General features: G+C 53.2%; 13 protein-coding genes. 9 read left to right on the top strand and 4 right to left on the bottom strand.

From position 1 onward, the window contains the following. Positions 1 to 8 precede the first annotated feature (8 nt). Positions 9 to 404 carry a DUF3783 domain-containing protein gene (locus ACYQ27_RS05470; protein ID WP_460041193.1) on the bottom strand — a complete coding sequence of 132 codons (396 nt, stop codon included), beginning with the start codon at positions 402 to 404 and terminating at the stop codon, positions 9 to 11. Continuing rightward, the gene (gene cobB / locus ACYQ27_RS05465; RefSeq protein WP_460041192.1) at positions 401 to 1,156 is read right to left on the bottom strand and encodes an NAD-dependent protein deacetylase; all 756 of its coding nucleotides are present in this window, start codon (positions 1,154 to 1,156) and stop codon (positions 401 to 403) included. Before cobB ends, ACYQ27_RS05470 begins: the two co-directional genes overlap by 4 nt. Before the next feature lie 146 nt (positions 1,157 to 1,302). Here cobB and ACYQ27_RS05460 point away from each other — a divergent pair, with 146 nt between their 5' ends. The 9 genes from ACYQ27_RS05460 (at position 1,303) to ACYQ27_RS05420 (ending at position 9,276) form a co-directional block, all read left to right on the top strand. Beyond that, positions 1,303 to 2,496 carry an aromatic amino acid transport family protein gene (locus ACYQ27_RS05460; RefSeq protein ID WP_460041812.1) on the top strand — a complete coding sequence of 398 codons (1,194 nt, stop codon included), beginning with the start codon at positions 1,303 to 1,305 and terminating at the stop codon, positions 2,494 to 2,496. 92 nt (positions 2,497 to 2,588) lie between these two features. Further along, positions 2,589 to 3,863, top strand: a complete 1,275-nt coding sequence (gene glyA / locus ACYQ27_RS05455; protein ID WP_456452848.1) for a serine hydroxymethyltransferase — start codon at positions 2,589 to 2,591, stop codon at positions 3,861 to 3,863. Between the two features lie 51 nt (positions 3,864 to 3,914). Further along, complete coding sequence (locus tag ACYQ27_RS05450; protein WP_460041191.1) at positions 3,915 to 4,397, top strand: immunoglobulin-like domain-containing protein; 483 nt, start codon at positions 3,915 to 3,917, stop codon at positions 4,395 to 4,397. A 252-nt stretch (positions 4,398 to 4,649) separates the two neighbouring features. Continuing rightward, positions 4,650 to 4,982 (top strand): transcription factor S, encoded by a 333-nt coding sequence (locus ACYQ27_RS05445; RefSeq protein ID WP_460041190.1) that lies wholly within the window; start codon positions 4,650 to 4,652, stop codon positions 4,980 to 4,982. A gap of 9 nt (positions 4,983 to 4,991) precedes the next feature. Beyond that, complete coding sequence (locus tag ACYQ27_RS05440) at positions 4,992 to 5,171, top strand: hypothetical protein (RefSeq protein WP_456396878.1); 180 nt, start codon at positions 4,992 to 4,994, stop codon at positions 5,169 to 5,171. Beyond that, entirely contained in the window at positions 5,149 to 5,898 is a 750-nt protein-coding gene (locus tag ACYQ27_RS05435) for a DNA polymerase sliding clamp (protein ID WP_456396877.1), read from the top strand. Before ACYQ27_RS05440 ends, ACYQ27_RS05435 begins: the two co-directional genes overlap by 23 nt. 27 nt (positions 5,899 to 5,925) lie before the next feature. Next, on the top strand, positions 5,926 to 6,495 hold the full coding sequence (locus tag ACYQ27_RS05430; RefSeq protein WP_460041189.1) for a DNA replication complex subunit Gins51: 570 nt from the start codon (positions 5,926 to 5,928) through the stop codon (positions 6,493 to 6,495). A 5-nt stretch (positions 6,496 to 6,500) separates the two neighbouring features. Then, positions 6,501 to 8,408, top strand: coding sequence for a molybdopterin-dependent oxidoreductase (locus ACYQ27_RS05425; RefSeq protein ID WP_460041811.1), 1,908 nt, complete (start codon positions 6,501 to 6,503; stop codon positions 8,406 to 8,408). A 217-nt stretch (positions 8,409 to 8,625) separates the two neighbouring features. After that, positions 8,626 to 9,276 (top strand): peroxiredoxin, encoded by a 651-nt coding sequence (locus tag ACYQ27_RS05420; protein ID WP_460041188.1) that lies wholly within the window; start codon positions 8,626 to 8,628, stop codon positions 9,274 to 9,276. 224 nt (positions 9,277 to 9,500) lie between these two features. Here ACYQ27_RS05420 and ACYQ27_RS05415 read toward each other — a convergent pair whose 3' ends face one another. After that, entirely contained in the window at positions 9,501 to 9,806 is a 306-nt protein-coding gene (locus ACYQ27_RS05415; protein ID WP_460041187.1) for a thioredoxin family protein, read from the bottom strand. Positions 9,807 to 9,840: 34 nt separating this feature from the next. Then, complete coding sequence (locus tag ACYQ27_RS05410; RefSeq protein ID WP_460041186.1) at positions 9,841 to 12,246, bottom strand: heavy metal translocating P-type ATPase; 2,406 nt, start codon at positions 12,244 to 12,246, stop codon at positions 9,841 to 9,843. Positions 12,247 to 12,339 lie beyond the last annotated feature (93 nt).

The following is a 12,339-nucleotide window of genomic DNA, read 5'->3' as shown; positions in this document are numbered from 1 at the left end:
TGAGATATTTAATCTTTCCCTCCCGTTATATCGAGATAGAACCTCGAACGCTTCATCTGGCGGAAACGCTCGTCCTCCTCAAGCCACTCCTTTATGAGGTCTTCAAGCCCCCACGCGAGCGATGCCGGCGTTGTGGTCGCGAATATCACCCTCCCGTGACCAAGAGCCTTCATCCTCTTTATTATGGTCTTCACGGCCTCGTTATCCACATCGTGCATGAGGAGGAATTTTCTAACATGCCAGTTCCCGTCCCCCCTGAGCTTATCCGCCTTCTCGACTATCTCCTGAAGAATCCAGTCCCTGCAGTATTCCGGGATTTCATGCACATCAAAATCCTCCAACGTCTCCTTGAGCCTCTCAACATCCCCCTTTTCAAAACCTATCAGAAAGACCTTCCCCCTCATTTCACCAGCCTCCTTATCATCCTTACGAGCCTTTCCATGACCTCCCCTGCCCTTCCGCGCAGGAAGATATCGGCAACAGGAGTTATCCCGCTCTCCCCTGTGTTTATCTCTATCACAATCCCCCTGCTCTCCTTAACGATTCTGGGAATGTATGCCGCAGGATAGACAACGCCGCTCGTCCCGATCACCAGACACACATCGGCCCTTTCGGCAAGTCCAAACGCCCTGTTCATGGCGTCCTCGGGTAGGGCCTCACCGAACCACACAACATCCGGCCTGAGAAGCGAGCCGCAGTCCGGACAGTGTGGAAGGCTTTTCCCGGCTAAAAACTCCTCCAATCGACCGCTCTTCTTCAGATCCTCCCCGTAACCGCAGGAAGGACACCTAACGCGGAATATGTTGCCGTGAAGCTCGATGAGGTTTTCAGTTCCTGCCTCCCGGTGGAGGTCATCGACATTCTGTGTTATGACGGCCTTGAGAACCCCCATTTTTTCAAGCTCCGCCAAAGCGTAGTGTGCCCTGTTGGGCTTCGCCTTTCTTATCAGATTCATCCGCCACCTGTAGAACTCCCACACGAGCCGGGGATTCCTTCTGAACGCCTCAGGGGTTGCGAGCTCCTCCGCCCGGTATTGCCTCCAGAGACCGCCGGATCCCCTGAATGTCGGGACTCCACTTTCCGCACTTATTCCCGCACCTGTAAAAGCTATCGCAAAGCGAGATCTGGCTATAAGCCTGGCAGCTTCCTCAATCATGATTGTATTTACCCGGCATACTTTAAAAATTCTGCTCACCATTTGGAAGTTCCTGCCAACATCCGAATAATCTTTGAAGCGCCCTTCGCATCTCCGTGGAAGGCTTTAAAATTGTATCCATGAACACATCTGTGGAGGTGAAAGAAATGCCCGTGAGCGATGGAGTTTCGAGAAAAAAGGTCACCACATCACATGGGAGGTATTATGCGGAGAGACAGGCCCTTGCGAGGCGGAAAAAGCTCAGGAGGAACGCCGCCCTCATACAGCTCATGAGAAAGAGAAAGGGGGCTGCCGCAATAAGGACGAGCACGATAAGGGTGGAGAAGGCACGCATAACTAAAAATGAAGCCCTTGCGATACTTGTGGGAACCCAGATAGGGGCAGGAGTTCTCGGTCTGCCCTATGCCGCGAGCAGGGTTGGGTTAATACCCGCCATGGGCGTGCTCTTCAGCGTCATGCTCCTGATGCTCGGAACGGCCTTCATAGTCCTGAAGTTCTCCGCTGAGATGGGCGGGGCACAGATGAGCACCATCGCCCAGAGAATCCTTGGAAAGGCCGGCGGCTGGCTGATGTACCTCAGCATAGCACTCATGAGCTTCGGTGCAATCCTCGCATATATAGCCGGGATGGGCAGCGTCTTCGCGAGCCTCTTCGGAATCAGCGAGACCGCAGGGGCGGCAGTGTTCTGGGTTTTGGCTTCGGTGGTCGTCTACAAGGGGCTCGAAGCCAGCGGAAAAACCGAGCTGATAATGAGCTATGTGATGCTCGCCCTCTTCATCGGCATAACCGTGATGCTCGCCCCGCATGCAGAGCTCAGGAACGGTCTCTATACGGACATGGGCGGTCTGCTCAGCATAACCGGCGTCGCCATCTTCGCCCTCGGCTGCCACACCATAATCCCCGACGTCTACAAGGGGCTCGGGAGCTACAAAGACACTAAGAGGGTCATAGTGCTGGCCTTCCTCATCCCGACTGCCATATATGCCGTATTCATGGCCTCCTTCCTGCTCGTCTTCGGCAGGGAAACACCGCAGGTGGCCACAATGGCGCTGGAGCAGATATACGGCAGGCTCGGCTGGCTCGCCGGCAACCTCATACCCCTCCTCGCCATAACAACGAGTTATATAGGCATAGCTTTAGCACAGCAGAGCAACAGCGAGGAGTTTGTGAAGCTGGACAGAAAAGCGGCATGGGCCCTCACGGTCATACCTCCGGCGGCGCTCTACTTCGCCGGCGTCAGGAACTTCGCCGATGTTCTGGCTTTCGCGGGCGACACCGGCGATTTAATGGCCTTTATAGTGCTGCCCATCCTGATGTGGCTCGCCGCGAAGCTCCGCTGACTTTTCCCTTTTCAATGAACATTTTTATACACATGCACACATGCGGTAAGGTTTATATTCTATCACCATAAAACCTTCATGAGGTGATCTGGATGTATGAGGAGTACAGGAGCAAGGTTCTGAACTTTTTGGAGGAGCACGAAAAGTGGAGGAGCTCAACCATAAACCTGATCGCAAGTGAGAACATAACATCTCCGACCGTTACAAGGGCGGTCGCGAGTGGTTTCATGCACAAATACGCCGAGGGCTGGCCAAAGCAGAGGTACTATCAGGGGTGCAAGTACGTTGATGAGGTGGAGCTCATAGGCATTGACCTTTTCTGCAGGCTCTTCAAGAGTGATTTCGCCGATTTAAGGCCAATCTCCGGAACCAACGCCAACCAGGCGGCTTTCTTCGGCCTCACCCAGCCGGGCGATAAGGCCATAGTCCTCCACACCAGCCACGGCGGACATATAAGCCACATGCCCTTCGGAGCGGCCGGAATGCGCGGTCTGGAGGTCTTCACATGGCCCTTCGACAACGAGGCTTTCAACATCGATGTCGACAAGGCCGCCCAGCTGATAAGGGAGAAGGAGCCAAAGATTGTCGTCTTCGGCGGTTCGCTCTTCCCGTTCCCGCACCCGGTCAAGGAGCTCGCCCCTGTTGCCAAGGAGGTCGGAGCATACGTCATGTACGACGCAGCCCATGTCCTCGGCCTCATAGCCGGAGGCCAGTTCCAGGACCCGCTGAGGGAGGGGGCAGACCTCATAACATCCTCGACACACAAGACATTCCCCGGACCTCAGGGCGGTGTAATCCTCTACAAGAACTTCGGTGATGACGTTGCCAAGCTCCAGTGGGCGATATTCCCCGGTGTGCTGAGCAACCACCACCTCCACCACATGGCCGGAAAGGCACTGACCGCAGCAGAGATGCTCGAATTCGGTGAGCGCTATGCCGCCCAGATCGTCAGGAACGCGAAGGCCCTGGCCGAGGCCATGGCGGAGGAGGGCTTCAAGGTAATCGGAGAAGACCAGGGCTACACAAAGAGCCACCAGGTTGTCGTTGACGTCAGCGACCTCCACGAGGCCGGCGGCGGATGGGCGGCACCGCTCCTCGAAGAAGCGGGCATAATCCTCAACAAGAACCTCCTGCCATGGGACCCGCTTGAGAAGGTCAACACACCGAGCGGTCTGCGCATTGGAGTGCAGGAGATGACCCGTGTCGGCATGCTTGAGGACGACATGAAGGAGATAGCGCACTTCATGAAGCGTGTTCTCATTGACAGGGAAGACCCGAAGAAGGTCGAGAAGGACGTGTTCTACTTCAGGAGACAGTTCCAGAAGGTCTACTACTCCTTCGACTACGGCCTGCCGATGAAGGAGTGATCTTTCATTTCCATTTTTTTGAAGCGTTAGGAAGCTGGTTCGGTGTGAAATATGAGGGGCAGGTCTGCAGTCCTCGTTCTGTTCACGGTTATCCTGATCCTCTCAGCCCTCGCCCACCTCAAGCTCAAGAACCCGGAAATTGTTTCCCCCGGAGCTTTCTCCATCGCGATGGTTCTCGATAATTCGACCTATCATCCCGGCGAAATCCTGACGCTAACGATAGTCAACAATGGGAGCGAAAGGCTCATCGCGGGCGCATTTTACAGGCTCTACCGCCTTGAAAACGGGAGATGGAAGGAAATCCCGACGGGCTTCTCATTCACGGGCATCGGGTACGGGATAGAACCCGGCCAGAGCTGGAGTCAGGCAGTCCCTCTAAGGGTAGAGAGAAACGGAAAGCTCGAACCCCTTGAGCCGGGAAGATACCGCATAGAGAAAACCGTTATGATAGACAGGGGGCGCTCCAGCCGGAGGATTGAGGAGATAACGCTCTCTGCTGAGTTCGAGGTGGTTGGAAGACCCGAGCCTGAATAACCCTTCCGATGCTCCTCATTCGGGGACTGACAGGGGCATAGGTTGAGGAAAAAGAAAGCCCATCCGGCGGAGCTACCGGAGACCATGGAACCGCTCCACAGGGGGAGATACAAGATTGTAAACTTGTTTCTGACTTAAAAGAGGAATTAACTTTAGAAACAGGAATTGAGGTTGCAATGGATGAGTCCACCTGTGGCAAAACTTTTTATTCTCCTTCAACATACCTCACCCTCGGCTAAAGAGGTGAGAAAAATGGTCAAGTTCTGTCCGAAATGCGGAAGCATCATGCTCCCTGACAGGAAGAGAAAAGTCTTTGTGTGCAGGGGCTGCGGCTACGAGGAGCCCATTAACCCGGAGGATGCCAGGGGCTACAAAATGACCCAGAAGGTTGAGCACAAGCCCGATGAGGGCATAATCGTCGTCGAGCAGGATATCAAAACGCTGCCGACAACAAAAATAACCTGCCCGAAGTGCGGCAACGATACCGCATACTGGTGGGAGCTCCAGACGAGGGCGGGGGATGAGCCGAGCACAATCTTTTACAGGTGCACCAAATGCGGACATGTGTGGAGAAGCTATGAGTAGGTGCCCCCGATGGAGGAGGAAGTGCTGAGGCGCCTCGCGGAGAAGGCACTTAAGGAGCTTGATGAAGCATACAGAAGAATCCCGGATGTGGATAATGGAAAAGCTTATTTATTCCGTGGAAAAGAAAGAGTTAGGTTGATGCTCGAGATACTGAGGAGGGGTGAAGATGACGTTCGAGATAGTTTTTGATGGTGCCAAGGATTTCGCCGATCTGATTGCCACGGCAAGCAACCTGATTGATGAGGCTGCTTTTAAAGTTACGGAGGAAGGAATTTCAATGCGTGCAATGGACCCGAGCAGGGTCGTTCTCATCGATTTAAATCTGCCCGAGACCATATTCAGCAAATATGATGTGGAGGAAGGCGAAACAATAGGAATAAACATGGATCACTTCAAGAAGATACTGAAGAGGGGCAAGAGCAAGGATACGCTGATCCTGAAGAAGGGCGAGGAGAACTTCCTTGAGGTCATATTTGAAGGCACTGCAAAGAGAACCTTCCGTCTGCCCCTGATAGAGGTTGAAGAGCTTGAACTTGAGCTTCCCGAGCTGCCGTTCACCGCCAAGGCAGTTGTCCTCGGAGAGGTTCTTAAGGAGGCGGTCAAAGACGGCTCCCTCGTCAGCGACAGCCTCAAGTTCATAGCTAGGGAGAACGAATTCATAATAAAGGCCGAGGGGGAGACACAGGAGGTTGAGATAAAGCTCACGCTTGAGGATGAAGGTCTACTTGACCTTGAGGTTGAGGAGGAGACGAGGAGTGCCTACGGAATCAGCTACCTGGCGGATATGGTCAAGGGAATAGGAAAGGCAGACGAGGTTATAATCCGGTTCGGCACCGAGATGCCACTCCAGATGGACTACCCGATAAGGGATGAAGGAAAGCTAACGTTCCTGCTCGCTCCCCGTGTGGAGGACTGATCCCTTTTTATTTTCTAAGGTGATAGCATGGACATCATCAAGCTCAGGGAGCTTCTTGAGGCAGAGCTCTCATCAAGGGAGCTTGTGTCCCTGGATGATGAATTCTACAGAGAACTTGACAGCCTAGTTAAGGCCCTTGAATTGGGGGTCGAGTCTTCCAATGAGAGGGGGGATAACGTCGAAGGAAGGCTCTACAATGCCCAGCTGCGCATAGCCGGGAAGATCATCAGGGAGATCATTCGAATAAGGCTCCACAAAATAGTCGACCTCGCCATTGAAGGAAAGCCCTATGACCTGACAAATGAAGAAAAGAGGATATTCCGGATTCTGAGCGCATTTATAAACCGCGAGAACATTCCAGCGGAGAGCGTTCCTGCCGAAACAGGAGAGATCAAAGAGGGAGCTCGTGAAGAGTTTAAGGAAAAACCCACCGTCAGGGAAGCCTATCTGATCAGGATAGACCTACCAAAGATTCTGGACGAAAATATGAACGAACACGGTCCCTTCAGGGCCGGGGACCTCGTCACGCTGCCAAGATCAATAGGGAAAATCCTCAGGGAGAGGAACGCGGCCGACAGAATAACAATAAAACCGTGATGTTCATGTTTTCGGTCTGCATGAGGGACTGCTACGACACATGCTCGATCCTGAGCGAGCTCAATGACGGCCGGCTCAGGGTTAGGGGCAACCCTGAACACCCAATAACCGCCGGTTTCCTCTGCCCCAAGGGTGCCCTTCTGCCGAAGTGGTTTCACGCAAAAGACCGCCTGAAAAATCCGCTCATCAGGGAAGGCGAACGCGGAAGCGGCGAGTTCAGGGAAACGGACTGGGAAGAAGCAATAGACCTCGTTGCTCGGAGGCTGAAGGAGACAATCGAAAGGCACGGAAGCGAGAGCGTTTTAGTTTATCAATATGCCGGGGACAGAGGTGTTGTAAACTATGCCTTTCCGCTGAGGCTCTTCCACCACCTGAACACCTCGCTCCTCGACTACGGCATATGCGACAGGGCCGGGCAGGAGGCTCTGAGGGACGTTTACGGAACCGCAATCGGTATGGACCCCGAGGAGCTCAAAAACCAGCGGTTGATAGTTTACTGGGGAATAAACGCCTTCTGGACGAACCTGCACGGGTTCATGCTGGCAAGGAGATACGGTCTCGAAATCTGGACGGTTGACGTCGTCAGAACCGAAACCGCCAAGCGCTCCGACAGATTCTTCCGGATAAGGCCCGACACCGACGTCCTCTTTGCCCTTGGGGTTGCTAAGGTCATAATCGAAGAAGGACTCTACGACAAAGATTTCGTCCGCGAGAACGTTTACGGCTTCGAAGAATTCAAGAATTATGTAAAGACATTATCGCTTGATTATGTAAGCAGGGAGACCGGTTTGAGCGTTGAGGAGATAGAGACATTCGCGAGTGATTTTGCTGAAAAGAAGGGAATAATCCACATCGGCTACGGCTTTCAAAGGTCATTGGCCGGTGGGGAAGCGGTCAGGGCGATAGCAGTCCTCCCGGCCCTAGTAGGGCATAACTTCGGCTTCATCTACGACATGAAGACAATCAACAAGTCGTACGCAGAGGGCGCCTTTCTTCGAACAAAGCCAGCCAAAAGAATTCCTCAGATGAAGCTCGCTGAATACATCGAAAGGGGGAAGATTAAGTTCCTCTACATCTACAACTCCAACCCCCTCGCCAGTTTGCCGAATCAGAGCAGGCTAAGGAAAGCGCTGGTGGAGAACGACCTTTTCGTGGTTACACACGATATCTTCCTCACCGACACGGCCCTCTACTCCGACGTCGTCCTTCCGGCAAACACCTTCTTCGAGCGTCTTGACATAGCGGACAGCTACTACCACCGCTATGTTGCACTTAACGAGCCCGTTGCGAGGCTCTACGGGAAGAGCAACAGCGAGGTAACGAGGCTTTTGGCAAAAGCCCTCGGGATAAAGGAGCCCCACCTCTACGAGAGCGACGAGGAGGTCATCAGGAGGGTTCTGGAGCGTAACGGCATAAGCTGGGAGGAGCTGAAGGCTAAGGGTTTCGTCAAAGTTCTAGAAAAACCGAGAAAATGGAAAACGCCGAGCGGGAAGATCGAGTTCTACTCCCGGAGAGCGGTGGAGAGGGGCCTAACCCCGTTCCCCCGGTATCGGAAGCCCGAAGGGAAATACCCCCTGCGGCTCCTCACCCCGACACACAGGATGACGATAACCAGCCAGTACCATAACACCTACAATATGATTGACCCCAGTCTCTACATCAACTCCGCCGATGCTACTGAGAGAGGGATTAAGGACGGTGACGCCGTTGAGGTCTTCAACGACTACGGCAGAATAAGGACGACCGCGAGGATAAGCGACGACCTCCCGCAAGGAGTTGTTCTGCTATACAAGGCGTTCTGGGTTAAACTTCTCGGATGGAACGCCAACTTTCTGACGGCCGATAAAACCGTCGAAAAATACGGAAACGCTTCGGCGTATCATTCAACCTGGGTCGATGTAAGGAGAATTTGAACAATAAATTCCCCACACCGCTGATTTTTGACAAACCTTTTTTTGAATTTTAGTTACACTATGACGGCAAATTATGAAACTCTTTGATGTCCGGTCGAGATGCCTATCCGGCTCTTCGGATATCTGTCAATATCTTCATGTTAGACAAACCAAAAAGTTTATATATTCGAACCTATAAGGTTTATATCGAAAACATTAAAGTATGAGGTGATGAAAAATGGTAGTGATAGGAGAAAAGTTCCCGGAGGTTGAGGTCAACACCACCCACGGCAGAATAAAGCTGCCCGACTACTTCACCGAGAAGGGCAGGTGGTTTATGCTGTTCAGCCACCCCGCCGACTTCACCCCGGTCTGTACCACCGAGTTCTACGCCCTCCAGAAGAGGGTCGACCAGTTCAGGGAGCTTGGCGTCGAGCCGATTGGACTGAGCCTTGACCAGGTCTTCAGCCACCTGAAGTGGGCTGAGTGGATCAAGGAGAACCTCGGCGAGGAGATAACCTTTCCGATTATAGCTGATGACATGGGAGACCTTGCCAAGGAGCTCGGCATGATACCGAGCGGTGCCACTGCAACCGCCAGGGCGGTCTTCATCGTCGACGACAAGGGAATAATAAGGGCCATCGTCTACTACCCGGCCGAGGTCGGCAGGGACTGGGACGAGATACTCAGGCTCGTCAATGCCCTCAAGATAAGCACGGAGAAGGGAGTCGCCCTTCCGCACAAGTGGCCCAACAACGAGCTCATCGGCGATAGGGCAATAGTCCCGCCCGCGGCCAGTGTCGAGGACATCAAGGCCAGGGAAGAGGCCAAGGCCAAGGGCGAGATCGAGTGCTACGACTGGTGGTTCTGCCACAAGAAGCTTGATTGAGCTTCTTTTCCTCTCTTAGCCATTCTTTTCTGTTCTCAAAAGTGAAAGGGCTAAATCACCCTCATTCTAAACAGCACCACCACGGGAACGAGCCAAGCCAGATGCACTAGCACAGCCATTGGAAAGTCGCCGTAAAACCATGTGCGGCTATTTGACGGTCTCATCGAGGAGCCTTTTCAGGCCATTCCTAAGGTGCTCCTTCACGATCGATGGAGTGAGGAGTGCTAGAGTCCCTTGAGCTCCTCAAACTTTATTAGAACCTCCTCCTTCCTCCGTATCAGGTTCTGCCTTCCGACCTCCTTTCCATCACTGAGGTAAATCAGCGTCGGGACGTTGAGGACGTCAAAGCGGTTCACAAGGTCGTTCCATTCCTCGGCGTTGATGTGGACGACCGTTATCTCCGGGAACTCCGCACTGAGCTCTTCCATGAAGCTCTCAACTATCCTGCACGGCGGACAGCCCGGGATGGAGAACCACAGCACGATCTTTCCGTCCATGAAGTTAATCTTCCCATCATACTCAACTATCAATCCCCTCACCTCCGGGAAATAAAAATGAAAGGGCTCAGATTCTGGCCCTCTTCAGGAGGAGCGAGTTGCTCACGACGCTGACACTGCTTACCGCCATTGCCCCAGCGGCCCACTCGGGCCTGAAGATTATTCCGAAGAGCGGGAAGAGCGCCCCTGCGGCTATCGGGATGAGGATTATGTTGTATATCATCGCCCAGAAGAAGTTCTGCTTTATCTTTGAGAGCGTCTTCTGGCTGAGCTTTATTGCCTTGACGACGTCCCTTATGTCGTTCCTCATGAGCACTATCTCACCGCTCTCCATGGCTATATCAGTTCCAGAGCTTACGGCTATTCCAATATCGGCCTGAGCCAGTGCCGGGGCATCATTTATGCCGTCACCGACGAAGATAACAACCTCGCCCTTCTCCTGGAGCTTCTTGACCTCGTTGGCCTTGTCCTGCGGGAGCACCTCGGCAAGGACGTAGTCTATGTTCAGCTGCTTTGCTATGGCATTGGCCGTTCTCCTGTTGTCGCCCGTTATCATGCCGACCTTCTTGCCCATCCTGTGGAGCTCCTCTATTGCCTCCTTTGCGTTCTCCTTGATGGTGTCCGCTATTCCAATAACACCGGCTATCCTGCCGTCTATGACTATGAGTATGGCAGTCTTCGCTTCGTCCTCAAGTTTGTGGAGAGTCTCCTCAATATCCTCAACCGGGTATCCTGCCTCCCTGAGGAGCTTCCTGTTTCCGGCAAGGATTTCCCTTCCTCCGACCTTAGCTTTGACACCCTTGCCTGTGATGGCCTCAAACTCCTCCGGCTCCTCAAGCTCAAGACCGAGCTCCTGGGCCTTCCTCACTATGGCCTCACCAAGCGGGTGCTCGGAGCGCTTCTCGGCAGAGGCGACGAGCCTTATGAGCTCCTTCTCATCCATGCCGAAGGTTATAACGTCAGTCACTTCAGGCTTGCCCTTTGTGAGCGTTCCAGTCTTGTCAAAGAGCACCACCGTTGCCTTCCTCGCTATCTCAAGCACCTCTCCGTTCTTGATTAGTATGCCCATCTCGGCGCCCTTGCCCATTCCGACAGTTAGAGCCGTTGGAGTCGCTAAGCCAAAGGCACAGGGGCAAGCTATGACGAGGACGCTGATGAGCGTCGTGAACGCGAAGAGCAGGGGCTCCTTTGCTATGAAGTACCAGTAGACGAAGGAGATGAGAGCCACTGTAAGAACCACCGGGATGAAGTAGGTTATGATTCTGTCTGCTATCCTCTGTATGGGCGGCCTTGTGTTCTGGGCCTCTTCAACGAGCTTGATGATCTGAGCAAGAACCGTATCGCCGCCGACCCTCTCTGCCCTAATCTTCAGCACGGAGTTCCCGTTTATTGTCCCTCCGATTACCTCGTCGCCCCTCCGCTTCATGTCGGGAATGGGCTCTCCTGTAATCATGGACTCGTCAACGTAGCTCTCGCCCTCGATGACGACACTGTCAACCGGTATCTTCTCTCCCGGCTTGACTATCACGACGTCGCCAACCTTGACCTGACTGACGGGAACCTCTATCTCCTTCCCGTCCCTTATCACGGTTGCCGTCTTCGCCTGGAGCCCCATGAGCTTTTTAATCGCTTCACTCGTCCTTCCCTTCGCCATGTGCTCAAGGTACCTGCCCAGGAGCAGGAAGGCCAGCAGCAGTACACTTGCCTCGTAGAAGTTGTAGTCTCTTGGAAGAACGCCCACTGTTGCGAGCACGCTTGCGATGTAAGCGGAACCGACACCCATGAAGTACATGACATCCATGTTGAGCGTCCTGTGTCCGAGTGACCGGATGGCCTTGAGGAATATGTCCCTTCCAGAATAAGCTATCACAGGCGTGGCAAGGGCAAACTGTATCCAGAGCATGTAAGGTATCTCAAAGTTAAGGCCAAGGAGCCACCTGTAGGTCATGAATGTTATTATGCCCCCAAACGTCCAGGCCACGACGAGCTTCTTCTTCATGCCCTTCAGATACCTCTCCCTCGCCTCCCTTTCTATATCTATGCTCTCCTCACCCTCAACGCCAAGGAACTGATAGCCAAATTCTTCGATGGTCTTCTGGATGTCCTCCATGTTCACAGCCGCCGGATCGTAGCTTACGGTGGCCTTCTCGGTGGCGAGGTTTACCTTGACGTCCATGACACCGGGCAGCTCCTTGAGGGCGGTCTCTATCGTCCTGACACATGAAGCACATGTCATGCCGCCGATTTTGATTATCGCGTCCCTCTTTTCCCTGACGACCCCGTAGCCAACGCTCTCGATGGCCTTGATTATCTGGGTTATGCTAACCTTTGACTCATCGAATTTAACGGACGCGTTTTCGGTCGCAAGGTTCACCCTGGCATCCTTCACGCCCTCCAGCTCTTTAAGCGCCAGCTCTATTGTTCTGGCGCACGATGCGCAGCTCATTCCGGTAATTTTGATATTGATTTCCATAAACTTCACCTCTGATGGACGTTTATACAGAAAGGTTATTGAAGTTATTTTTTGACAAAATGTAAAGTGCAAAAGGAAAACTTTTATAGTTTG

The organism is Thermococcus atlanticus (assembly GCF_054657855.1).
This window is presented reverse-complemented; position numbering and strand designations above follow the sequence as displayed.

Bases quoted from the DNA above. Each gene is read 5' to 3' on its own strand.
- ACYQ27_RS05470 (WP_460041193.1), bottom strand. From the start codon at position 404: ATGAGGGGGAAGGTCTTTCTGATAGGTTTTGAAAAGGGGGATGTTGAG.
- cobB (WP_460041192.1), bottom strand. From the start codon at position 1,156: ATGATTGAGGAAGCTGCCAGGCTTATAGCCAGATCTCGCTTTGCGATA.
- ACYQ27_RS05460 (WP_460041812.1), top strand. From the start codon at position 1,303: ATGCCCGTGAGCGATGGAGTTTCGAGAAAAAAGGTCACCACATCACAT.
- glyA (WP_456452848.1), top strand. From the start codon at position 2,589: ATGTATGAGGAGTACAGGAGCAAGGTTCTGAACTTTTTGGAGGAGCAC.
- ACYQ27_RS05450 (WP_460041191.1), top strand. From the start codon at position 3,915: ATGAGGGGCAGGTCTGCAGTCCTCGTTCTGTTCACGGTTATCCTGATC.
- ACYQ27_RS05445 (WP_460041190.1), top strand. From the start codon at position 4,650: ATGGTCAAGTTCTGTCCGAAATGCGGAAGCATCATGCTCCCTGACAGG.
- ACYQ27_RS05440 (WP_456396878.1), top strand. From the start codon at position 4,992: ATGGAGGAGGAAGTGCTGAGGCGCCTCGCGGAGAAGGCACTTAAGGAG.
- ACYQ27_RS05435 (WP_456396877.1), top strand. From the start codon at position 5,149: ATGACGTTCGAGATAGTTTTTGATGGTGCCAAGGATTTCGCCGATCTG.
- ACYQ27_RS05430 (WP_460041189.1), top strand. From the start codon at position 5,926: ATGGACATCATCAAGCTCAGGGAGCTTCTTGAGGCAGAGCTCTCATCA.
- ACYQ27_RS05425 (WP_460041811.1), top strand. From the start codon at position 6,501: ATGTTTTCGGTCTGCATGAGGGACTGCTACGACACATGCTCGATCCTG.
- ACYQ27_RS05420 (WP_460041188.1), top strand. From the start codon at position 8,626: ATGGTAGTGATAGGAGAAAAGTTCCCGGAGGTTGAGGTCAACACCACC.
- ACYQ27_RS05410 (WP_460041186.1), bottom strand. From the start codon at position 12,246: ATGGAAATCAATATCAAAATTACCGGAATGAGCTGCGCATCGTGCGCC.